Genomic DNA, 24,601 nt, shown 5'->3' on the forward strand with positions numbered 1-24,601 from the left:
GAGGACAGCTAGAGAATATGTCAGATACAAAAAACAAGTGGCAGGCCACCATGCTCGTCGCGGGCATCCTGCTTATTGCCGTTAATCTGCGCGCTCCCTTCACGGGCATCGCGCCCATTCAGCCGCTAATCCAGAAAGATTTTGGCTTGAGTGCATCAGCACTGGGCCTGCTCACTTCACTGCCACTCCTTGCTTTTGCGGGGTTCTCCCCGCTCAGCGCTGCGGTCGCACGAAGGTCCGGTACTGAGCGCACCCTTTTCGGTGCTCTGTTGGTGATTTCAGTGGGCATCCTACTCCGCTCCGCAGGTAGCGCGTGGGCGTTATACGCTGGTTCGATACTGATAGGCACCGGAATCGCCCTTGGCAATGTGTTGCTTCCCAGCCTGATTAAACGCGACTTCTCATCGAAAATGGCGTCTATGATCGGCGCTTACTCCATCACGATGGGCGCAGCAGGTGCTGTTGCGTCAGCCGCTATCGTTCCTCTGACCCAATCATGGGGATGGTCGATAGCCCTGAGTTTGGTGGTGGCAGCCCCGCTGTTGGCGATGTTGGTGTGGCTACCGCAGTTGAAAGTTAAAGAACACCTGAGCCTGCCCAGCCCGAACCAAGCGGCATCTGTGGCGGTATGGCGTTCGACGCTTGCCTGGCAAGTCACCCTGTTCATGGGGCTCAACGCGATGCCTTTTTATGTCACAGTGAGCTGGCTTCCTACTATTCTGATGAACCATGGGATATCCCCCGAACAAGCAGGAACAATACACGGCACGCTTCAACTGACTACAGCGATTCCCGGCTTGATCCTGGCGGCCACGCTTCGCCGTCTCACAGACCAAAGACTGGCGGCCGCTACCGTCAGTCTGCTAACAGCCTTATCACTTATCGGACTTATTTATGCGCCAGGCCACGCTATGTGGTGGGCCGCATTCCTAGGCTTTGGTTCTGGCGCCAGCATGATGCTCGGCCTGACGTTCATCGGTTTGCGCACAAAGAACTCCGTTGACGCGGCTGCACTTTCAGGAATGGCGCAATGTGTAGGCTATTTGATGGCAGCAGCAGGCCCGATATTGCTGGGGCAACTGCACGACTCAACCGGTGGTTGGACGGCACCGCTGCTGACCACCGCCGCCATCTCTATCGCAGGTGCATTCACCGGCATTTTGGCAGGACGCAACGTCCAACTCGAACCCTCTTCTCGCTGCGCAGAATTTACTGGTTCTGAGTAAGGGGAGGCAGTGCTTGCCAGATCGGCTTGCGGCTGAGTTAACGTCCCGAAGCCCGCTGCCATCCGATCGACAGCATTGGTAGCTTAAGGCACGGTAATACATGCGCACATCCCAGGCTCTAGGATCAGGGCCTACATTAGTCACTGCTTGGGAGAATATGGCATGCGTCTGCTGGTGAGTTTCGCCACCCAGCCTGCGACTCAAGACCAACCTTGATCAATCAATCGAAGGCCCGAGCGTCGAAGAACTGAATGGTAGTGTTTAAGGCTTCTAGATTGGTTTTATGAGTGATCGTACTATCTTGCTCGCAGATGAAGCTGTGACCAACATCGGGATACACAGTAAGTTGGTGCGGAACGTTAGCTGCAGCTAACGCATGCGCTAATTGAATACTTTGTAAGTAAGGGACTTTTTCATCTTTTCTCCCTACCAAAATCAAGGTGGGCGCTGTTTCGTTGCTAACTTCTAACGCCGGACTGGCCCCTTTAGGAACATCCGAGGAGTCGGGTAAGTAACGCAGTAATTGCGACTCTGGAGCGAGCTCGTGCTGCGGAAGAGACAACCCGAGGAGTTGGGCTTGATAAGGGAGGGTTTGGAAGCAGAACACGCCGTACCATACCGCTACGGCTTGAATTGTGACAGCACGGCCTCCAGGTTCGGCCGCGGGAGAGTTACCATCGGTCCACGGGTTGCCCAAACTTGCAGCGATCTGCGCGCCAGCGGATACTCCCCAGACGTAGGTATTGGTAGTGTCAATTTGAAGATCTTCAGCGATTTCTGCCAGATAATTCAGGGCGGCTTTGGCATCCTCGAGCTGTCCAGGCCACCTCGCTTCCGCGCTCAGTCGGTAGTTGATCGACGCCACGGCATATCCGCGGGCGGCTATCTCTGCCAGCAGCCGCGGGAAATCGCTGAACACTCCTGACCGATGACTGTCGCCTCGTCGCCATCCGCCGCCATGTATATAAATCAGTAACGGGGAAGGAGAGGACCGACGCGGGCTGGGCGGTAGGTAAAGGTCCAGTGTCAGAGGACGATATCCCTCGATCCGTGCGTAGGGCATTGCTCCATTAAGGGTTACGCCATTGTCAAACTCAACAATCCAGGGCGGCATTGCGTCTTTGTACACCATCGAAGCGCTGGTCTTTGCGTCAATCCAACTGTCCATTCTATTGGGATGCTCTTTTGCTGATTCGCGAACGATCTGAAGAACCGAACTTGCCAAAAAATTGATTGATGGCACTAACGATTACCCTGTAACTGTTTGTTTTCACAGATCGGGACCAGTGAAGCCCATCAGATTATATGAGGCCTCGTCTCCAGTATCGACCTCAACGGGGTGCGCTGACGTCGGTTTGCCCGCTGGCAAGTAATGCACCCCGGATGAAGCCCTCGGCCAATCGTCGTTCGACGAAGTCTCTAACATAGGCTGCTCCAGCATCACGGCCTCGTGGCACTGCGACTGCTTGGCGGATAGCGGTGAAGGCTCCCTGCATCACCCGATAATTCTGATTCTTGGCTGCGATTTGTTCCAGCGGTTGTCTGACCCCGGCGGCAGCATCCAGGTCTTGGTCAATGAATAGGTCTACTGCACCTGCAGACGTTTCAGCTCGGTGTAGCTCTGCATGCTGCAACGTACGTGACAGGTACAGGTCGTAAGCAGCGCCGTTGCCTACCGCAAGCCGAAGTCCAGGTTGATCCAGGTCCTCGGTTTTGGAATAGGGCGACTCGGCCTTTACCAGATAGGTCCCTTCGATAAGTACGTAGGGTTCACTGAAGCTGATCTGGGCGGCGCGGACAGGCTCGATAGCCAGGAAGGCCAACGTCCACGCGTTTTCTTCAAGTGCAGCGAATACCTTCCCGGCCGCGTCGTATGTGCGCAATTCGAGAACTACGCCCAGCTCTTCGGCCAGCGATTTAGCAAGTGCAACAGAAACACCATGCGGTTCTCCGTCAGCGCCTGGCTGAGCCAGCACTGGGTTACCGAAGTTGATCGCCGCATGCAGAATGCCGTTGGGCGCCAGGTCCTTGAGGACCTGCTGGGCAATAGGGCTCATACCTTCTCCAGGGTTAGAATATTGGGAATGTGTAGGACACGATCAGGCGGTTTTCATCCGCGCCACGTGCAAAGCTCGATCGATAGCTCGCGTTACGCCACCGGACCGATACGTTCCTCAGGGCACCGGATTGCACCACGTACTGCAGTTCGGTGTTGCGCTCCCATTCATGGCCCTCACCGGTGATAGTCGCTGCGTCGGCCTGATCGCCTCGCAGGTAGCGGGTCATGAAGGTCAAGCCAGGAATGCCGAGAGCCGCGAAGTTGTAGTCGTAGCGCAGCTGCCAAGAACGTTCACCGGGCTCGGCGAAGTCGTTGAGCTGGACGAAGTTGACCAGGTAAGGATCGGTTCCATCGAGATAGGGCATGGAGGTGGAACCGTTCATCTTTTGCAGTCCCAGACCCAGCGCATGTCCGCCCAAGCTGTAGGTGAACATGCCGGAAATTGCTCTGCTATCGATACGTCCGCCCAAAGCGCGACCGTCATCGTCGCTTTCCATGTAGCGAAGATCAGCTTTGATCTTCCCGCGGCCCACTGGAATCGAATAGTTCGCCCCCACGAAGTGCTGGTGGTAGACGTGTTCCAGCTCTGCATATTGATAGATCAGCAGCAGGTCTTTTGTGAGCTGGTAATCCAAGCCGCCCAGCCAGAAGGCGTCACCTTCGGCATTGCCTGTGAAACGACGGTTTTTGTTGTTTAGTGTGATCGGTACGCGGTCTGTCGAGTCGCGATCGGTTTGGCGCTCGAAGCGGGCACCGATGAAGGACAGCGAATCGAATTCTTTGCTGGTGAGCAGGCCGCCCTCAAAGGTCTGGGGGAGGAGGCGGCCAGTGTTGGCCTGAACCGTGGGCAGCTTGGGGATCAGAGTGCCGTATTTAAGCTCTGTCTCGGACAGGCGCATCTTGCCAGTCAGGCCCAGGCGGCTGAACTCGTCGGCTGCGCGACCATCATCATGGGTCGGCAGCAGGCCGGTACCGGTTCGATCGGGACTTGAGTCCAGCTTCAGGCCGAGCATGCCCAGAGCATCGACCCCAAAACCGACTGGCCCTGGTGTGTATCCGGACTTCGCATCGAGAATGAAACCATGGGCCCATTCTTCGCGCTTTGACTGGCCGGCGCCGTCACGGAAATCGCGGTTGATGTAGAAGTTCGTCGTTTGCAAGGTGACCTTGCTGTCGTCTATAAAGCCATCCCCATAAGCCGTCGCTGCGGCCAGGCAAGGAGTTACGGCAAGAAGCTTGCAACCAGTTTTGTTTTTGTTATGCATTTGCTGCTCCATCAATTGGAACGTGGGGTGTAGGCGTGCCTCCCGGCACGCCAGGATCAGGAAAAAAAGAGGTTCAGGCGGTGCGGAAAATCATGCAGACCGGGCTGCCGGTCTGGATCTGATGCTCCAGCAAAGCCAGTTCGCCTTTCGGGCTAATGGAGAAAGTCTTGATGTTGTCGCTGTCTTCGTTAGCGACGAACAAGAAGCGACCGTTAGGGGACGCAGTCATGAACCGAGGCTTCTTGCCCTGGCTAGGTACGTTGCCGATCGGGTTGATCTTCCCGGTAGGCTGATCCACCGAATAAATGGTCACGCTGTCATGCCCGCGATTGGAGGAGAACAAATGTACTCCATCCGGTGCCATGACCAGCGCTGCTGCACGGCTGTCCCCTACAAAGTCCTGAGGGAGGGCTGGGGCCACCTGGAATGGAACCAGGGAGCCGTCATTCTGGTTGTAGCGGTAGCTGGTGATCGTGCTGTCCAGTTCGTTCACAACGTAAGCAAATGACCCGGTCGGAGAGAACACCACATGTCGAGGCCCGGCCCCCTCGCGTGTCTTGATTTCATGCGCCAGTTCAGGCTTCAGTGCGGTCCCGTTCTGCTTCAAATCAAACACAAAGACTTTATCCAGTCCTTTGTCCGGGACCACCAGGAAGCGGCCCGATGGATCGCGTGGGATCATGTGCGGGTGGGAGCTCGCCTGCTCGATCTTGTGCGGGCCAGGGTTGCCCGGAAGGTCGTATTTGCTGATGACGGGTTGCAGGTGGCCGGTCTTATCGAACGGCAGAATGACAATGCTGCCGGTGGCATAGTTGGCCACAGCGAGGAATTTGTTGCTCTTGTCCACGGTAAGGTGGACGGGGTTGTTCCCTTCGCAACTAACCGAGCTTACCTTGGTGAGCGTTCCGCTGGCTGGCTCAATTTGGAATGAGCTGACAGTGGACTGGTCGCCATGTACGCAGAACAGCAGGCTCTGGGTTTGGTCGAGGCACAGGAAGGATGGATTGGTCAGATCGCCGACGGTTTGAACCAATTCGGATCGACCTGTTTGCGTGTCATGTCGATAAACCGTGATGCCTGCACCGCGGGCGTTTCGCTCGCGAGTGGTTCTGGAGCCCACATAGAAAATTTGGGTTTTGTTCGAGTTGGCAGGCTGCATAGAGTTCTTCTCAGGTCCTGATTTGGCATCTGCCGCTCCCGCTCCGAGGCCCAGAATGGTTGCCGCAGCGACGATGGAAGTAGAAGAGAGCAGCGTGCGTCGAGTAATGGCGGGTAAAAGCGGTGATGGGCACATAGCAAAATCTCATCGTTGTTTTTGTTGTGATGAGTGCCGCCGACCTTCGAAGGTCGGCGGTAGCTGAGCCATCAGTACTTCGACGGTACGAGCACCCAGCCTTCCATCAGGCGGCGGGCGCTTCGGCTCATGACGGCCTTGTCTACAATCCAGTTGCCATCGACTTGGGTGGTCTGCGCGCCTACGGCAACGGTGCCGGCGGTGTGGCCCATATTGACTTGGCGTTCACCGATATCGCCGACGATACGGTTGACCAGCGTGCCTTCCAGAGCGGCCGCCACGGCAACGGCTACAGCGCCAGTGCCGGTGATTGCGTGGTGCAATTTGCCCATGGAAAGGATGCGGGCGATCACATCGATCTCGCCGGCTTCGACTGTCTTGCCACCGGCAGCGCCGTAGGTTTGCGGCGCAGCTACCAGGCAGAGCTTCGGCGTGTGAGGGCGAAGGCGTGTTGCTTCCTCAGCGGTAGCCGCCAGACCCATGGCTACGGTGCAGTGTGCGCGGATGGTTTCCAGCGACTGCAGCAGTTCGGCGTTGCCATTCACCTGGTCTTGGGTCTCGGTTCCGGTCAGGCCAACGCGCTGAGCGTCGACGAAGATCGTCGGGTTGCCTGCGTTGAGCAGCGTTGCCGGCAAGCTTGGGAAGCCAGGGATATCCAGTTCATCCACGACATTACCGGTTGGAAGAATGCTGCCGCCCGAACCGCCAGGCTGAAGGAATTCCACGACGATTTCGGCAGCAGGGAAGGCGACGCCATCCAGCACGAAATCACCTTCTTCAACGACCTCGCCATCCTTCATCGGGACATGGGCGATGATGCGCTTCTGAATATTGGCCTGCCAAATTCGGATGGTGGCGATGCCGTCACGAGGAGCATCGACTAGCCCTTGGCGAATGGCGAATGGGCCAACGGCTGCGCTCAGGTTGCCGCAGTTACCGGACCAGTCGACCACCGGGTTTTCGATTGCCGGGGCACCGAACAGGTAATCAACATCGCAATCGGTACGACCCGATTTACCGATGATGACGACCTTGCTGGAGCTGGAGGTGGCAGCACCCATGCCGTCGATCTGCTTGCCATAAGGATCCGGGCTGCCGATGACGCGAAGCATCAGTGCATCACGCTCGGGGCCTGCAGCCGGAACATCTTGCTCCAGGAAAAAGACGCCTTTACTGGTGCCACCGCGCATGAATACGGCAGGGATTCGAACTTGAGTCATTACACTGCTCCTTCCAGTTGCTTCGCTTGTGCAGCCTTGTCCATGCTCTCCACCAGCAGCTGCGGCAGCAGGCCGCCGCGGCGGAAGTAGCGCACGTCTTCATGCGTATCCAGGCGGCTGGTGACGGTTACGTTTTCAGTGGTGCCATCTGCACGCTCAATGACGAGTTGCAGCTTGTCGCCAGGCGCGAAGGTGTCGTTTATGCCTTCCACCGAGAACTTCTCGTGACCGGTCAGGCCCAGCGTCTTGCGAGTTACACCTTCTGGGAACTGCAGCGGGAGGATGCCCAGGCCAGCCAGGTTGGTGCGGTGGATGCGCTCGAAGCTCTCGGCCACGACAACGCGCACGCCCAGCAGGCGAGGGCCTTTGGCTGCCCAGTCACGCGACGAACCGCTGCCGTACTCCTTGCCTGCCACTACGATCAGAGGCTGCTTGCGATCGGCGTAGGCTTGGGCGGCTTCGAACACGGTGCTCACGCGGTTTTCCGGCAGCAGCAGCGTCCAAGGGCCTTCGCGGCCGTCACTCATCAGCTCGTTCTTCAGGCGGGGGCTTGCGAAGGTGGCGCGCTGCGCGGCTTCGTGGTTGCCGCGACGAGTGCCGTAGGAGTTGAAGTCATCAACACCAATGCCGTGGCCTTTGAGGTACGAACCGGCGTCGCTGTCCGGCAGGATGGCGCCCGACGGCGAGATGTGGTCGGTAGTAATGTTGTCCGACAGCATCACCAGAACGCGCATGTCTTTCAGGTCGCGTTGAGGGTCGGTAGCAGTCAGCTCATCGCTCCAGTACGGCGGCTTGCGGATGTAAGTGCTGCTCTGGTCCCAGGCGTACTGATCGGTGACGCCGGCGCGCAGGTCAGAGGCGATGACGCCCGCTTCGCGAGGTACCGAGCTGTAGGCCTTGTCGAACAGGTCGGCCGACAGTGCTTTCTTCTCGATCTCGTCCAGCTCTTGATCCGAAGGCCACAGCTCGCTGAGGTAAACCGGCTTGCCTTCGGCGTCGGTGCCGAGCGCATCCACTTGCGGGTCGATGCGGTAGGTGCCAGCGATCGCGTACGCCACGATCAGGGGAGGGGACATGATGAACACTTCACGAGCCAGCGGGTGTACGCGACCTTCGAAGTTGCGGTTACCGGAGGTCGCTGCAACGGTTTCCAGCTTGCGAGTGCGAATTTCGTCCTCGATCTCTTTGCTGAGCAGAGGGCCGGACATGCCGTTGCAGGTCGTGCAGCCGTAACCAACAACGTTGAAGCCCATGTTGTCGAGGTCCACGTTCAGACCTGCACGGTCCAGGTAGTCGGCGACCACCTTGGAGCCGGGTGCGAAGGAAGTCTTGACCCATGGAGCACGACGCAGACCGCGCTTGAGTGCATTGCGGGCGACCAGGGCCGCAGCGATCACGCCACGGGGGTTGGAGGTGTTGGTGCAGCTGGTGATGGCGGCAATCACGACCGAGCCGTTATCCAGGCCGGTAGGGACGTCTTTTGCTGCTTCGCCTTTACCCAGCAGGATGCGCTGGTGAGGTTGTTTCGGGCCGGCAATCGCACGACCAACGGTGCTCAGGTCGAGGGTGACGACACGGTCGTATTCGACCGATTCCAGGCTGTCATGCCACAGACCTTGATGTTTGGCATAAGCCTCGGTCAGCTCGGCAATCTCACCGCCGCGACCGCTGAGTCGCAGGTAGTGCAGGGTGCGATCGTCGATCGCGAACATTGCTGCGGTAGCGCCGAACTCAGGAGCCATGTTGGACAGGGTGCCACGGTCCGCCAAGGACAGGGCGGCAACGCCTGGTCCATGGAATTCCAACACGCTGCCGATTACGCCGGCTTTGCGCAGGCTTTCGGTCAGGGCAAGCGCGATGTCGGTAGCAACGTAGCCCGATGGCGGGACGCCTTCCAGTCGGACGCCGACGATTTCTGGAACCCGCATCATCAGGGCTTTGCCCAGCATTGCGGCTTCTGCCTCGATACCACCAACACCCCAGCCCAGCACGCCGATGCCATTGATCATGGTGGTGTGGCTGTCAGTGCCGACTAGCGTATCTGGGAAGGCCCACAGATCACCTTCGGATTCGCGCGTACCGATGACGGTGGTCAGGCGCTCCAGGTTGATCTGGTGAAGGATGCCGTTACCGGAAGGCACGATCGACAGGTTGTTGAAGGCCTTGTTGCACCAGCCCAGGAAGGCAAAGCGCTCGGCATTGCGCTCGCGCTCGATAGCTTCGTTATCGGCCAATGCGCTGGCATCACCCCAACGCTCTACGTTCAGCGAGTGGTCCACGACGAGGTGAGTAGGGGTGACCGGGTTTACCTGACGTGGATCACCGCCTGCTTTTGCTACTGCGTCACGCAGGCCGGCCAGGTCGACCAAGGCAGGGGTGCCGAGCAGGTCCTGAAGTACTACGCGAGCGGGGCGGAAGGGGATGTCGCTGTTTTTAGAGCGAGTGCAAATTACTTTCAGCGCCTCGTTCGGCTCTGCCTCGGTACGCAGGACGTTCTCAGCGAGGATCCGGAGGCTCATTGGCAGGCGGGCGAAGTCGCCGCCTATCGCTTTTACGGCTTCAGATACGTTGCAGACGCGGTAGTTGTGACCGTTTACGGCCAGGGTTTGGCCAATGTGCTTGCTCATGCCGGGGACCTCACAGGCGTGTTTTTTGTGAGGTGATATTGCGCTTTGTCTAAACTTGAGTCAATTTACTTCCAGCAGAAAAACTTCGGTCGAGCGCCGAATGGTCACCTTGAAGCCTGAAGACCGGCCATTGATCTGCCTGCCAGCCTTTCCCGCACAAAGACAAAAACGAGGAAATTCAAGATGAAATGCAATCAGACCTACCGTAAATCCGTCCGGCCTCAGTCCGCTCCTTCCGCTTCGTACCGCTAAAAGCCTGGCTTCGCGGCACTAATAAAATAAGGAGAGAGCCATGCTGCTGACCGTGCTCGGTTTTTCGATGGTCACCTGTTTCATGTACCTGATCATGACCAAGCGGCTGACTGCCCTGGTCGCCCTGATTGTGGTACCGATCGTGTTTGCCCTGATTGGCGGTTTCTATGCCGGCCTGGGCACGATGATGCTCGACGGCATCAAGACTCTGGCGCCGACTGGCGTCATGCTGACCTTCTCGATTCTTTACTTCGGCATCATGATCGACGCGGGACTGTTCGATTCATTGGTGCGCTGCATCCTGAAGATCGTGAAGGGTGACCCGCTGAAGGTCTTGGTCGGAACCACGATCTTGACCATGCTTGTATCCCTGGATGGCGACAGTTCCACTACTTACATGATCGTGGTCGCCGCATTCCTGCCGCTTTATCAGCGCCTGGGAATGAGCGTTCTGGGCCTGACCTGCGTGGTCAACATCGCAAACGGCATCATGAACATTTCCCCGTGGGGTGGTCCTACTGCCCGTGCTGCGGCTGCGCTGCATGTCGATGCAATGGACATCTTCCTGCCGATGGTGCCGTCGATGCTGCTGGGCTGCGCCTGCTTGCTCTTCATCGCAATTCTGCTGGGTCGACGTGAGCGTGCTCGCCTGGGCGTGGTTGCCGTGGATGATTTCCACAACGGCTCTATCGCGTTGGGTAATGGTTCGCATGAGGAGTGCGATCGCAATCGCCGTCCGCACATGTTCTGGCCCAACCTGTTACTCACTGCAACGATGATTGGCGTGTTGATGGCAGGTATCGTGCCGATTCAAGTGCTGTTCATGGTCTGCTTCGCCATCGCGGTGATGATCAACTACCCACATCTGGAGCAGCAGAAAGAGCGTATCTCCGCTCACGCGGGCAACGTTCTCGCGGTGACTTCGGTCATTTTCGCCGCAGGCATCTTCACCGGCATCCTTTCGGGTACCGGCATGGTCGATGCGATGGCGAAGGGGCTGTTGGCAGTCATTCCTGATGCGTTTGGCCCATACCTGGCGGTGTTCACTGCCTTGGTCAGCATTCCGTTCACCTTCTTCATGTCGAACGATGCCTTCTACTTCGGCATCTTGCCAGTGATCGCCCAGACCGCCGCTACGTACGGAATCTCGCATCTGGAGATCGCCCGGGCATCGGTGGTTGGTCAGCCTGTTCACTTGCTCAGCCCATTGGTGCCTTCGCTATATCTGCTGGTGGCGTTGGCAAAAGTCGACCTGGGTGACCACCAGCGCTTTGCGTTGAAATGGGCGCTCCTGGTGAGCATGGCCATGTTGGTAGGTGGCGTGATGTTCGGAGCATTCCCGGTCTATCACTCAGCTTCGTAAGTTGATGGCTGGCCGTCGGCTCTGCTGGCGGTTGGCTGTTGGCTGGGTTTCTGTTCTTCGGCAAGCCTGAAGACATGCGGTGGCTGTGCAGCCAAGAGAGCAAAACTATCTTGGATTCGCGTTCCGGTGGCGGCAAAAAGGGGGTACTGCAGCCTCTGCGCAAGGCTGCAACGTCTACACCCAGCATCCCCTCCTGACCTGGCTGCCGAGCTACCTTCAGCAAGAGCGGCATCTATTGCTGGAGAAATCGGTCTAGTGACTGCCATCCTGTATGCTGCTGCAGTCGTGCTATACATGGGGCTGGGCAACCTCATCGGCTGGTATCTGACTCGCGGTGGCGGGTTTAACTCAGGCAAGCGCCGTAACGTGATTGCGATCTCGATGCTGATTGATAACTGCATTTTTTCTTGTGCCGTTTGCTGAATCTACTGCATCGCTGGTTTTGATTACGTCGCTCACTTTGGCTGGCATCGCGTCGACTACTTCGCTGAACTTCTCTTTGCTCAAGGACCTGCTGCCAAGTACCGGTGACGTTGTCGGGCAGTTGCGTTCATTGTCGTTGGCGGAAACCTTTTCGGTGTGGCCGCTCCGAGCGCCACTGGGACGTTGTTCAAGCCACGAGTTCGTACAACTGGTCCTCATGATCGCAGGCATCCTCCTGGTGGCTGGTGCGTTTATTGCACTGCTATGACCCGTAAGCCAATGGTCTCGACATCTGTTAACGCCGAACTCCATTTGGAAATGAACCCGCAAAAGGCATAATGTGGGAGCTGTGGGGTTCGTCTGATGGGAGGAGCCCCACAATCCAACGCCCCAACTCGGAAAAGATATGAATTTGACGCCTCTTCAAGCCCGCGTGGCTCGCGATATCGTTGCCTATGTTCGCCAAGAGCAACTGGCTGCGGGGCATCATGTCTCGGAGCTAGGACTGGCTAAGGCTTTGAAGACGTCACGAACTCCTATCAAGATTGCTCTCAACTACCTTGCCGAGCGAGGATTGCTGAGTCAGGACCGCAATCGCGGTTTTTTCCTGGCCAAGCCCTATGATGATCTGGCTGAAATTGCCCAAGATTTGTCGGTCTCCATCGACGACCCGGTCTATCAGCAGATCGCGGTGATGCGACTGAACGGCCAGATTCCTGAGCAGTTTGCTGAAACGGACCTGATGCGTTTATTCAACATTTCACGCTATATGCTGCGAGGGGTTTTGAGCCGCATTCAACAAGAAGGCTGGATTGAGCAGCGTGCCGGCCAAGGCTGGCAATTCCTGCCGATGATCGACTCGGTCGAAGCCTACGAAGAAAGCTATTCCTTCCGAGCGATCATCGAGCCGGCGGGACTGCTTGCCCCAACGTTTATGATCGATACCGAAGCTTTGGCTCGCTGTAAAAAGCAGCAGCAATTCATTGCAGATGGCGGCTACCTGACCATGACTCCGCAGGAACTGTTCGAATCAAATGCTCAGTTTCACGAGACGCTTGCCAGCTTTTCCGGCAACAGATTTCACGTCCAGACGGTTCGTCGTCTCGACCAGCTTCGCCGTCTTGTGGAATACCGTCAGGCTAGCAAGCGCGCTCCTCGGCGAGGGCAGGCGGTTGAGCATCTCGCTATCCTTGCTTGTCTTGAAAAAGGTGATCGGCTTGCAGCAGCTGATCACATGCGTAAGCACCTGGAACAAGCTCGCCGGCATAAAGTTGCAGCTGAGTTATTCGAGGCAGGTGAGCTGCCAATCAAAGTTGCTTTTGAGTCGGATTGAGCTGGCAGTCTGGACCGCTTATTCTATTCAGTTGTCTTTCCGGTTTAAATTGCGCAGTGCTGGTTTTCATGTTCCAGCGTACGTTCATCCGGTCCATGTTGGTGATGTCTGGTAGAGGTGGTTATAGCGGAGTCGTTTGTTGGCGCCCGCTCAGCGATAATTTCTGGATGTTGCATCAGATAGGCCTCGAACGCACGAGCGATCTTGTAGCTATTGTAAGGGGCCCCTATCCATAAGCCAGCTAAAACAAACAATTGGAGGCCGGTATGCTAGCGATAGATTTACTAGGCCCTTGCTCATCAGCAGGTCCGAGTTGCTGGAGTAGTCAGTTCCGTTATTTCTGTGCGAATGGATCAGGTTCGCGGTCTAGCGGCATTCGTTTTGGGTAACCATCAATTGGCGGCTAACTGGCTCATCGAACCGGCCCTTGGCTTGGGGGGGGGGCGCCCCCTGCAGTCTTCTTATGGATAACGAAGGGTATCGCCAAGTCTGCGAGTGCCTTGTGAGAATGGATTATGGTGTTTATTGATGCGCTGAGGACGTGAATGTGAGTTCCGGCGTTTGGATAGTAGGGTCCCGCTGCGGTGGCGGAGTGCTATGTAGGTTTGAACGGATGGATGAGGTGCACGAGAAGTGGAAAAACATGCGATACAGACTCGATTGTTTTGATCGTGGAGCAACATGATTTTCGTCATCCAGCTTTGACTCGTGCGGCCTGACGGCCTTCGCTGAGCGGATTGGGTCGTCCCATTCGCAGCAGATCTGTGACAGACAGAATCTGATGAGTAACAGTTTAGGGTGGCTGAAGAATTTCCGCTTCCTTTGTCCGGTCTGACCAGAAATATGCACAACGAAGCACATCATAGATGCGCAGGTTCATAGTATTTACTAATAAAAATCTTATCTTCATTAATCATTACTATTAATGGCAGCAATGGTAGTAGCTCACTACCTCTCGTCGCAGGATCGACCATTCTCAATCGAAAGGTCGTCTTATGAACTGGTCAGACCGCTGCGCTTAACGATTTGTATTTCACTTCTGGGTGCAAATAAAGTCAATTCAGCTGCAAATTCAAGCTCACAACGCTATTTACTCGAGGAGTGTGACCTGACCGGTCTAACCTGTTACGCCTGCTCGTGTAGTTGAGGGGCGTGCGAAGCTAGACCGGGCTGTCGTCCTATCAGTCTGGGTATAGGAAGTTAACCGTCGGTTGAATGTGATGGCGGCTTACAATTGCGCATTGCTCGCAGGCGAAGCGGGTGCGGGCGAACGTCATCCAAACGCATTACCTTCGGCTCCATCAGTCGGAGTGAGAGCAGCTTCTGAAGTCTCACATCGGCCCCTTTTCTGAGTCGCGGCTTCATTCTGCATTGTCACTCATTCATCACTCCCGGTCGGGGCGAGGGCATGCACTTGGCTAGCATGAAGGGCAGTGCATCGCGGGACGATTGAGCGTGTCGAAAAGGCACGTGAATTCTGCAAGCAGAGTAGCCTGCGGTCAGTACAACATCATGAATGTGTCAAGATTTATGCACTCTAGAGAAAACAAACCATGGTAAGTTAAAGTCAACGATGATTTAGAATCAGCGTCAAACTAAAAGACATCGTTAACGAAATGCTTTAGGATGTCCGACTGTTTTCATTAAATTTGAGGATCTCATATGTCCCGCCTGGCAGAATTCCGTCAGCTTGAGCAAAAATTGGCCGCCCAGCTGGCCGAGCTGGAAGAAATGAAAAGCTCTTCTGAGCTGCAGAAAGAAATCGAATTTGAGACCAAGCTGCGCGATTTGCTGAGCAAATACGGTTACAGCCTTCGCGACATTATCAACATTCTGGATCCGCAGGCGAACCGTCGTTCAGTCGCTCCTTCAGCGGCAGAAAAGTCCCCGCGCCGCGCCCGTCAGGTGAAGCAGTACAAGAACCCGCACAATGGCGAGATCATCGAAACCAAGGGCGGCAATCACAAGCTGCTTAAGGAATGGAAAGCCGAGTACGGATCCGAGGAAGTGGAAAGCTGGCTGCTCGCTAGAATCATCTTCCGAACGCAGACAAACCGCCTTCAAGGGCGGTTTTTTTATACATCCCAACCGCTGGCATTGAATCAAATTTCTACGTTTTCAATGGCTACACCCGATTGGACCGGGACGTCATGAGATGTAAGTGTGCTGAGATGGCAATCTGTCTCGATCATGCCTATCCAGAAACTCCAGCCAGCAGCGGTCAACGCAATCCTACCTCTGTTGGCAATCAGAGCGCGCCAGAAATCACCCCTCAAGCTTCCGCACGAGTCCGCCGAATTGCAGGGCGGGCTCCACATAGCGCAGCGCCGACTTCATGTCACTCCAGCCTACGTATTCCATCAAGGTCTTGATGTCCCAGCCTGAACTCGCCGCCCATGTGGCAAAGCCCCGCCGGATGGAGTGAGCGGTAAACGTTTGAGAGGGTAGGCCGCAGCGCTCTAGGGTGCCCCGAAGAAGGGGGATGAGACTGTGGGCAGCGAGAGGTCGATCGCTGATGTTGCCCCAACGATCAATGCCCCGGAATACGCCGCCGCGGGTGAGGCCAGAAGCTTCCAGCCAATTGAGGTATGCCTCCACAGGACATAGCTTGGTCAATGAAGGGGTTTTGTACTCCCTCCCGATATTTTGTCGATCCCCCTTGCTAGTTCCCAAGTAAAACCTTATCCCAACGTAGCGCTCGGCATGTGTGTTCTCGATGGTGAGCCTGGCGAGTTCGTCTCCGCGAAACCCTCTCCAAAAGCCGATCGTCAGCAGGGCGATATCGCGAGTCGCTTTGAGTAGGCTAGACATGTTGCCGGCAGCTCTTGCCTGAACAACCTCCTCCTGGAGATGCGCCACTGCCTTTTCGAGATGCAGCAATGCTAGGGGTGCCGCTTGCTTTTGCTGCACAGGGTGTAGTGCCCGAATGCCTTTTAACAATTGCCTGACCTTGGGTGCTTTAGTGGGGTCAGGGAATCCGTTGCTTTGATGCCAGTTGGCTAGGGCAGCCAAGCGCTGCTTGAGGGTACTGAGCGCCAGTTGGTCAGCGTACTCAGCGATATACCGTACCACTGACTCAGTGGTAGTGGGCAGATAGCCGCCCCAGGTCACCTCGTAGTGGGCGAGGGCAGCCGCATAGCTCTTCGAGGTGTTCTCTCGAATGCTCGCCTCTAGGTACCTCTCTGCCTTGCTGACCACTTCAACCACGCAATTTTCCCCGCTTCGAGCCATCAGTTGCTCGCTTTTACCATTTGTACGGCATTTCTAACCATTTTACTGCCGCTCAACGGCATGACAAGCCATAAACCTCGATTATGTCTTGCCAAAAACTAAGGAAAACTTTGTATCTAATGGTGTTAAAGTGGCACGTAATTACATGAAACGTAAAACGGTACGAAATCGTAGGGATAGACATGGCTAGAGGCGGCATTAACCTGGTACTGGTGCGCAAGGCTCGCGAGGCTCTGCTGTCGAGAGGGCAGAACCCTAGTATCGACGCGATACGCATCGAACTTGGAAATACCGGCTCAAAGACAACGATTCAGCGTTTTTTGAAGGAGATTGAATCACACGATCCCCGACCCTCGGCTTCGCCTTCGCGCTTAAGTGATGAACTCACGGAGCTGGTGAGCAAGATGCTTGAACGCCTGGTTGAGGAGGGAAACGAAGCCTTGGCGCGTGAGCGAGCCGCTTTTGAGCTGGAACGCAAAGCGCTGAAAGCTGAGAGCAGTACACTTCAAAGCAAGCTTGAGCAGTCGCAATTGGAGATGGCCAAGCTGCAGTCAGCCCTGCAGGCCCAGGGCGAAGAACTCAACATCGTTCAATCCAGCCTTCAAACTGAGATCACTCGAAACGCCCGGATCAGCCAGAGCTGCAGCGACCTTGAGATTCGCGTGCAAGAGAAGGACGCCCAGATCGAATCTTTGGAGGAGAAGCATACGCACGCCAGAGAAGCACTCGAGCACTACCGAATAGCAGTAAAGGAACAGCGCGACCAGGATCTAAACCGTCACGAAACTCAGATCTACCAGATGCAGCAAGAGGTGACAGTCCTCCAGCAGACGCTCATGGTTAAGCAGGAAGAGGCCACTCGACTGATTCGCGATAATGAGCGATTGATCGCCGAAAGCCGCCAGCACGCCAAGGAGGCCAGCCTGCATCGTGACGCTATCGAGCATCTGAGAGGCGACCTGGGTATTGCCAATGCTGCAACTGCTCGCGCGGAAGGGGCCAAAGAGCTGCTGGCTCACCAGCTCGAAACCAAGACCAAAGAGGCGAGCGAGGCACGCTCCAAAAACTTGGAGGTACAGCAGAGAGAAAGGGATTTGGTACAGAAGCTCGCAATCGCAGAAGCTGAGATCAAGGAACTGCGGGCCTCGGACGATACGGATATTGCTCGAGAGTGAACTGGCCATGAAGGGTGAAGAGCTGACGGCCTCCCGCGAGAAGATCGCCACGTTGGTGTTGATGTGGACAAGTATCAAGAGCGAGCTTCGGCAGGCTGAGGCAGAGTTGAGCAAGGTGAGATATCAGCTTCAGGTAAGCGCTACGGCACACTGATAGGCCATTTTGTTCATTGCTGAAACCTTTCAATGGTTAGCGATCGTCTAGGCGCGACCAAAGGCTCATTACGACTGTAACTGGAAGCGCTATCATCTCGCCATTCGCTCAAGAGGGGCCCTCTGGCCGGCCAATTCCGGCACTCCCTTGGGCATAACGACAAGGAAGGTTGCGCATGGACGACATCGTTCAGCCCCTCACGCACCAAGACGAAACCCCTCCTAAAGAAGTGAAGATCCTGGCCACCTTGGTGGCGAAGCTGAACCTTGCCGACTTCCAGAACGCCATTCCCGTGATTCGCGAGCTTCGCATCTCGAACGAGACAGAAGACCGCTTCGTCAATGCGACCCTGACGTTGACCTCGGAACCTGAAGTGTTCAAGGCCAAGGTCTGGCGGATCGATGAGGTTGCGGCAGACAGCTTCCGAATCATTCCAGGGCTTGATTTGGTGTTGGACGGCCCGTTACTTAGCCGCTTGACCGAAGCAGAGCTATCGACTTTTTCTTTCGTGCTCGAGGCCGATGACAAAGAAGCAGAGGGCGGTAGGAAGGAGATTGCCCGTTTCGAGCAGGTCGTAGACCTGCTGCCCCGAAATCAGTGGGGTGGTTTGCGGCATATTCCGGACATGACGGCCGCCTTCGTCCAGCCGAATGATCCGGCTGTCGAGCGTCTGCTGAAGCAGACAGCTGACTTGCTTCGTCAAAGTGAACTGTCCTCGTCACTGGACGGATATGAGGGTGGCGCCAAACGAGCCTGGCAATTGGCGTCTGCAGTGTGGAGCGCCGTTGCACGGATGAAGCTCGACTATGCATTGCCGCCCGCAAGCTTTGAACAGTCTGGTCAAAAGGTGCGCAGCCCCAGCCAGATTGCCGATACCGGCTTGGCTACCTGTATGGATCTGACCCTGCTGTTCTGCGCCGCCTTGGAGCAAATCGGCCTCAACCCGGTAATCGTATTCACCCGTGGACACGCCTTCGCGGGCCTGTGGATGAAGCCTGAAGAGTTCACCACTGCCCTTGTCGATGATGTGACGGCGGTGCGCAAACGGGTGAAGCTGCGGGAGCTGGTTCTATTCGAAACTACGCTCAGTACGCAGAATCTCGTTCCAACTTTCTCCTACGCGGTGGAGAGAGGTGAAAAACAGATTGCCGAAGACGCGGATAGCGAGTTTGAAATGCTGCTCGACATTCGCCGGGCTCGACTGCAGCGGATCAAGCCGCTTGCGAGTGCTGAGGCTCAGATCGCGCGGATTGCTGATGAGATATCGGACGATGCTCCAGCCCTCCTGGTCGAAGACGGAGCGGGTATTCCAGACGAGAGACACGAGGTGGTCGTCGAAGATCTTTCGAAGCTCGACCCAGCCGATCGTCTTGGTCGTTGGCAGCGTAAGCTCCTGGATCTCTCTCTTCGAAACAACCTCCTGAACTTCAAGACGGGCAAGCGGGCGCTGAAGCTAGAGTCCCCAGACCCGGGTGCTCTTGAGGACGTACTGGCCAGTGGTCAGTCGCTGAAGCTGCTCACCCGTCCAGACCTCATGGATGGTGCTGATCCGCGGGAGCTTGCTCTTTACGAGCAACGTGAACATGAGGATGTTCGTCGCCGGCATGCGGAAGACGCCCTCAAGCGTAGAGAGGTGTTCGTTGCCCTGAAATCTAATGAGATGGATGTGCGACTCACTGAGCTTTACCGCGGGGCTCGTACAGCCTTGCAGGAAGGTGGCTCGAACACACTCTTCCTGGCTATCGGTTTCTTGAGCTGGACGCGTGAAGACAGGGAAGGGCAGAAGTACAAGGCGCCTCTGGTTCTGGTTCCCGTCACGCTGGAGCGCAAGAGCGCTCGATCCGGGTTCACCATGGTGCTCCACGATGATGAGCCACGCTTCAACCCGACGCTGATTGAGATGCTCCGGCAAGACTTCGAGTTGGGATTGGGCTCCCTGGAGCATGAGCTGCCGCGGGACGATTCAGGTCTGGACATCGCCGGCATCTGGAACAAAGTTGGTCACGCTATCAAGGACATTCCTGGCTGGGAGCTGAGCGAGGATGTCGTGCTGTCGATGTTCTCGTTTGCCAAGTACCTCATGTGGAAGGATCTGGCCGAGAACGCCGAGCACCTACGGCAGAGCCCAGTGGTTCAGCACCTCCTGGATACGCCGCGCGATTCGTTCGTTTCGGACACCCCGTTCCCAGATGCGCAGTCGCTGGATCGTGATTACGGCCCGACGGATGTTTTCTGTCCGCTGCCTTCTGACTCGTCTCAACTAGCAGCTGTGATGGCGGCAGCCAAGGGCAAAGACTTCGTGCTCATCGGCCCGCCCGGTACCGGCAAGAGCCAAACGATCTCCAACATGATCGCTCAGTCGATTGCCCAAGGGCGTCGAGTGCTGTTTGTCTCGGAGAAGATCGCGGCGCTGGATGTTGTGTACCGTCGACTACGTGAGATTGGCCTGGGCGAGTTCTGTCTTGAGCTTCACTCGAGCAAGGCTCGAAAGACCGACGTCCTTGCCCAGCTGCAATCTGCCTGGGAAGCCAAGGGGCAAGTGGATTCCGCGGCATGGGAGGTTGAAGCGCAGCGCCTTGCCACGCTACGCGATAGCTTGAATATTTACGTCGAGCGCCTGCACCGGCGCCATCGCAACGGTTACACCATCTACGATGCGATTGGCACGGTCACCTCGGGTGGCGATGAAGCTGTTGCGCCGGTTGGCTGGGCTTCACCTGACACGCACGACCAGAAAGCCATGCTTGAGCTTCGTGAATTGGGCGATCGCCTCGAAGTGAACGCGCATGCCGTGGGGTACAGCCAGCTTACTGGCAATGCGTTGGCCACGATTGGTCAGGCGGAATGGTCACCCCATTGGCAACAACAGCTCGTGCAGGCTGCTCGAGATGTGCTGCCTGCCGTGCTGGATGTGCAGCGTGCTGCTGATCGATTCGTAGAGCTAGCCGGGCTCCCAGCTACGGATTACACCCCGACTGCACTGGAGGGGCTGTCAGTCCTTTCCCAGGCACTCCCTGCGGCTGCAGGACAAGATTGGCGATTCGCATTGCGTCCTGATGCTCGTTCGATTTCCCAGCGGTTGAGCGATGGTTGTGCGTGGGTTGAACAGCATCGAGAGATCAACGCCAAGCTATCCGCTCTCTGGCCCTCGCGAGTTATCGCAGATGCAAAGCAGGGTATCGAGTTACTACAGCAACGTCGTACCACTTTTGGTGAGCTCAGCGCAGCCTGGCCAGAGAGTGTCACCGATGAGCTTGCTCAGGCGGTGGCACTGCTTGGCCAAATAGTAGAGCTCAAGCATCAGCTCAGTGCGACCTATGGCGATGTGATTGAGTCGCTCGACATTGATCTGTTGCTGCGTGAGTGGAAGGAAGCAGAGGAGGCGTTCTGGCCAAAATCCTGGTTCGGAAAGCGTCGTATCGCAGGTTTGTTGGCTCCGTCTCAAACCACTTCGGGTGAAGCCGATCACGGTAAAGATCTGGCTACTTGGGCAGAGATCCGCGCCGTGCGCCGCGCAATTGATGAGCTCGAACCCGGGCACGAGTGCGTTGCCGTTTGGCAAGGTTCAAAGTCTGACGCTGAGCAGATCTCGACGTCGATCAAGCTTCAAGAGGCCATTCGGCTCCAGCAAGCTGACTTGGCCTGGATCGATGAGGGGTTCCAGTTGGTCGAGCAGGGCCAGCTGGGAGACGCATTGAAGGAAGAGCTCCGGCGGCTTCGCACGCTGACTCGTCTTGATAGCGATATGGCCGCGCTGTCCGAACTTGGCTCGAGCACTCAACAGCTGTGGTGCGGTGAGGGCACTAACATTGATCACCTTACCGCAGCACTGCGTTTCCAGTCTGAGCGTCGAGATATCGAAGAGCGCGGTCGCCTCGTTGATGATCACTCCGAAGTAGCAGAGGGCCGTTGTGGATCGTTGCTGAAGGGTGACTTCGATCTGCTGAAACAGCGGGCAACGGTTGAGCGTGATTTGGCCGACTTGGCTGACCTGCGGGAGTTGGTGCCTGTCTGGAGCGAGCTGAAGACCAAGCTGGAGATAGCTCGTCAGGCCGTGGTGTTCCAGGGGAAAATAGCGACTGCTGTCGCGAAGCTCGCGCTGAACCCGGAGCAGATTGCTGCTTACAAGGCGCCTCTGCAAACACTGTTGGGCGATGGCAACGCGCTGCTGCAGTCGGAAGGTGCCATCTCACTTGCTGGCGCTGCCCTGCGTGAAAAGCTTGGGCTGCTGGAGGAGCGTTCATCGCACCTGACGTCGATAGGCCACTTCACCGAATCAGGTACTGATGAGACCGCTCACCTGTCATTGAGTGACCTCAAGAAAAGCTGCGAGACCGTAGTTTCTTCTGAGGCGCGACTCAAGGCTTGGTGTTCCTGGAGAAAGGTGCGCGATGAGGCCTTCGCCGTTGGCCTCTCGCCGATTGTTCAGGCCATGGAAAGCGGAGCGATCACCTCCGGGAAAGTCCGTCGCGCCCTTGAGGTGAATTACGCTCGCTGGTGGCTGAATACCACTGTCGACAACGAGGAGGTCATTCGGACGTTCGTCAGCGTCGAGCACGAACAACGCATTCGCGACTTCCGCGCGCTGGATGACAAGTTTACCGAGCTGACGAAGGACTGGCTCCGGGCGCGGCTGTGCGCTGACCTGCCAAGCCAGGACAGCGTGAGTCGCTCCTCTGAGTGGGGCCTGCTGCGGCATGAAATGGGCAAGAAGACTAAGCACATTCCATTACGGGAGCTCATGACTCGAGCACCCGAGGCGCTGACGAAGCTGACACCTTGCTTGCTGATGAGCCCGCTTTCGATCGCTCAGTACCTACCGCCGGCTTCGACCCCGTTTGACATCGTCATTTTCGACGAGGCCTCTCAGATCCCAGTCTGGGATGCGATTGGTGCGATGGCGCGAGGGAAGCAGGTTGTCATGGTGGGCGACCCGAAACAGCTCCCGCCGACCTCGTTCTTCGACCGTGCTGAGTCTACGGCTGATGATGAGGATGTCGAAGCAGATCTGGAGAGCATCCTGGATGAGTGCATCAGCGCAAACCTACCGATGCGAAACCTGAACTGGCACTACCGTAGCCGCCATGAGAGCTTGATCGCCTTCTCGAACCAGCGTTACTACGGCTCGAAGCTTGTGACCTTCCCATCGCCGTTCACAGCTGACAAGGCTGTGCGATTGTGCCCAGTGGCAGGTGTCTACGACAAGGGCGGCTCACGTACCAACCTGATCGAAGCAAGAGCCCTAGTTGCTGACCTCGTCACTCGCCTTCAGTCGCCGTCTTTCCGTGAGAGCCGTCGTACCGTGGGAGTCGTCACGTTCAACGGTGAGCAGCAGAAGCTCATCATGGACATGCTTGATGAGGCATGCCGGAAGGATCCGTCGCTCGATTCGTATTTCGCTGAGTCTGAGCTCGAGCCTGTGTTCGTGAAGAACCTGGAGAGTGTGCAGGGCGATGAGCGAGACATCATCTACTTCTCGACCACCTACGGGAAAGACGCTGCTGGCGCGATGTCTATGAACTTCGGCCCGATGAACCGTCCAGGTGGCGAACGCCGACTCAACGTTGCAATCACGCGTGCTCGCCAAGAATTGGTGCTGTTCTCGACCCTGCGCCCAGAGCACATTGACCTTGCTCGGACGCAAGCCGTCGGGGTGCGCGACCTGAAACACTTCCTCGAGTTCGCCGAGCGTGGGCCGCAGGCGTTGGCAGAGGCTAACTTTGGCAGCGTAGGTGGATTCGACAGCCCGTTCGAAGAGGCGGTCGCAGCTGCTTTGGCCAAGAAGGGCTGGCAGGTTCATACCCAGATTGGTGTCTCCTCCTTCCGAATAGACTTGGGTGTTGTACACCCTGATGCTCCAGGACGATTCCTCGCCGGCGTCGAATGCGACGGTGCTACCTATCACCGAAGTGCGACTGCGCGTGATCGCGACAAACTGCGGGAATTTGTATTGCGGGGACTTGGCTGGGAGATCGTGCGGATCTGGTCGACCGACTGGTGGGTTGATGCCGTAGGGACTGCAGAAAAGGTTCATCAAAAATTGACGGAGCTACTCGCTGAGTCGAGAGCCAAGCAAGCCGTCATTGATGCTGCGCATGAGGCGGAGCGCCTGAAAGTCGATGCTGCTATGGCTGAAGTCATTGAGGTGGTGGATCAGGTGGCTGTTGTAGCTTCGACTTCAGTTGCCGAAGCCAATGATCCGTCTGGCGCAATGCCAGAGTTGAAGTACGCGAGAGCTGCCGCGGCTCAAGCAGCAGAAGATACCGTGATTCCTTATGTGCCAGTGGAGCACCTGGTTTACAAGGAAGCAGACCCTGCCGAGGCTGTGGAAGCGGTTGATCCAGACCGATTCTTCGAACCGAGCTACACAGCTACCTTGGAGCAGATGATTGCCCATGTGGTAGCAGAAGAGGGGCCTGTGCTCGATATGGCGCTTGCACGGCGTATAGCGCGTGCTCATGGCTGGGTTAGAACGGGCTCGCGCATTCGTGATCGCGTCGATCAAATAGCGCGGGCACGATTCCGATCCCATGAAGAGGAGCAGGCAGGAACATTCTTCTGGCCGACTCATCTCGACTCGGATATGAACGTTGTCTTCCGTAGGCCGGGTGATGACGATGCCATTCGCCCACTCGCTGAAATCTGCTTGCCTGAACTACGTGCCTTGGTAGATGAAATGACCAAGCATGGTCACGTAGGAGAGGGGCTGGTTTACGCGGTGGCCAAGGAAGCCGGGGTCGGTAAGCTTGCCCACGCGGGCCGTCAGCGTATCGAAAAAGCGATAAAGCGGATTGCTGAGTGATACTCGAAAGGGGCGCATTACCAGCGCCCCTTTTCGAGTCAGGGTGTAGCACTGGTGCTTCGAATTGCGCTGCTTCTGTGCATACACCAAGGCTAATTTGTAGAGGCAGAACAAGTCAGCAGCGAGATCGTACGCTGATGACCTGCAAGCCGTCATTTGCCGCGCGGTTTACCAGCA

General features: G+C 56.6%; 13 protein-coding genes and 1 pseudogene. 7 read left to right on the top strand and 7 right to left on the bottom strand.

Annotation, left to right across the window (positions count from 1 at the left end; all coding sequences use genetic code 11):
• The first annotated feature begins 17 nt into the window (after window positions 1–17).
• The gene (locus tag H040_RS10295) at window positions 18–1,226 is read left to right on the top strand and encodes an MFS transporter (RefSeq protein WP_027609223.1); all 1,209 of its coding nucleotides are present in this window, start codon (window positions 18–20) and stop codon (window positions 1,224–1,226) included.
• 220 nt (window positions 1,227–1,446) lie between these two features.
• Here the strand turns inward: H040_RS10295 and H040_RS10300 are convergent, their stop codons facing one another.
• From H040_RS10300 to acnA, 6 genes are all read right to left on the bottom strand, one after another.
• On the bottom strand, window positions 1,447–2,469 hold the full coding sequence (locus tag H040_RS10300; protein WP_256208022.1) for an alpha/beta hydrolase: 1,023 nt from the start codon (window positions 2,467–2,469) through the stop codon (window positions 1,447–1,449).
• An 88-nt stretch (window positions 2,470–2,557) separates the two neighbouring features.
• Window positions 2,558–3,283, bottom strand: a complete 726-nt coding sequence (locus tag H040_RS10305; RefSeq protein ID WP_027609225.1) for a transporter substrate-binding domain-containing protein — start codon at window positions 3,281–3,283, stop codon at window positions 2,558–2,560.
• A 13-nt stretch (window positions 3,284–3,296) separates the two neighbouring features.
• Window positions 3,297–4,550, bottom strand: coding sequence for an OprD family porin (locus H040_RS10310; protein WP_027609226.1), 1,254 nt, complete (start codon window positions 4,548–4,550; stop codon window positions 3,297–3,299).
• A gap of 73 nt (window positions 4,551–4,623) precedes the next feature.
• Window positions 4,624–5,844: a lactonase family protein gene (locus H040_RS10315; RefSeq protein ID WP_256208023.1), complete on the bottom strand. Its 1,221-nt coding sequence runs from the start codon at window positions 5,842–5,844 to the stop codon at window positions 4,624–4,626.
• 71 nt (window positions 5,845–5,915) lie between these two features.
• On the bottom strand, window positions 5,916–7,064 hold the full coding sequence (gene prpF / locus H040_RS10320) for a 2-methylaconitate cis-trans isomerase PrpF (protein ID WP_027609228.1): 1,149 nt from the start codon (window positions 7,062–7,064) through the stop codon (window positions 5,916–5,918).
• Window positions 7,064–9,691: an aconitate hydratase AcnA gene (gene acnA, locus H040_RS10325; protein ID WP_027609229.1), complete on the bottom strand. Its 2,628-nt coding sequence runs from the start codon at window positions 9,689–9,691 to the stop codon at window positions 7,064–7,066. Before acnA ends, prpF begins: the two co-directional genes overlap by 1 nt.
• Before the next feature lie 295 nt (window positions 9,692–9,986).
• Here acnA and H040_RS10330 point away from each other — a divergent pair, with 295 nt between their 5' ends.
• The 4 genes and pseudogenes from H040_RS10330 to H040_RS10345 form a co-directional block, all read left to right on the top strand.
• A complete protein-coding gene (locus tag H040_RS10330; RefSeq protein WP_027609230.1) occupies window positions 9,987–11,306 on the top strand; it encodes a CitMHS family transporter in 1,320 nt (439 codons plus the stop codon).
• Window positions 11,307–11,561: 255 nt separating this feature from the next.
• A complete protein-coding gene (locus H040_RS27360; protein ID WP_155951524.1) occupies window positions 11,562–11,729 on the top strand; it encodes a hypothetical protein in 168 nt (55 codons plus the stop codon).
• A gap of 406 nt (window positions 11,730–12,135) precedes the next feature.
• On the top strand, window positions 12,136–13,062 hold the full coding sequence (locus H040_RS10335; RefSeq protein WP_027609231.1) for a GntR family transcriptional regulator: 927 nt from the start codon (window positions 12,136–12,138) through the stop codon (window positions 13,060–13,062).
• 1,662 nt (window positions 13,063–14,724) lie between these two features.
• Window positions 14,725–15,084 (top strand): annotated as a pseudogene (locus tag H040_RS10345) (histone-like nucleoid-structuring protein, MvaT/MvaU family); the annotation flags it as partial.
• 243 nt (window positions 15,085–15,327) lie between these two features.
• Here H040_RS10345 and H040_RS10350 read toward each other — a convergent pair.
• The gene (locus tag H040_RS10350; protein WP_027609232.1) at window positions 15,328–16,269 is read right to left on the bottom strand and encodes a tyrosine-type recombinase/integrase; all 942 of its coding nucleotides are present in this window, start codon (window positions 16,267–16,269) and stop codon (window positions 15,328–15,330) included.
• A 206-nt stretch (window positions 16,270–16,475) separates the two neighbouring features.
• Between H040_RS10350 and H040_RS10355 the strand changes: the two genes are divergently transcribed.
• A complete protein-coding gene (locus H040_RS10355; RefSeq protein ID WP_033693255.1) occupies window positions 16,476–17,468 on the top strand; it encodes a DNA-binding protein in 993 nt (330 codons plus the stop codon).
• A gap of 329 nt (window positions 17,469–17,797) precedes the next feature.
• Entirely contained in the window at window positions 17,798–24,424 is a 6,627-nt protein-coding gene (locus H040_RS10360; protein WP_027609234.1) for a DUF3320 domain-containing protein, read from the top strand.
• Window positions 24,425–24,601: the final 177 nt, after the last annotated feature.

This window comes from Pseudomonas sp. URMO17WK12:I7, from assembly GCF_003269045.1.
GTDB classification, from domain to species: domain Bacteria; phylum Pseudomonadota; class Gammaproteobacteria; order Pseudomonadales; family Pseudomonadaceae; genus Aquipseudomonas; species Aquipseudomonas putida_J.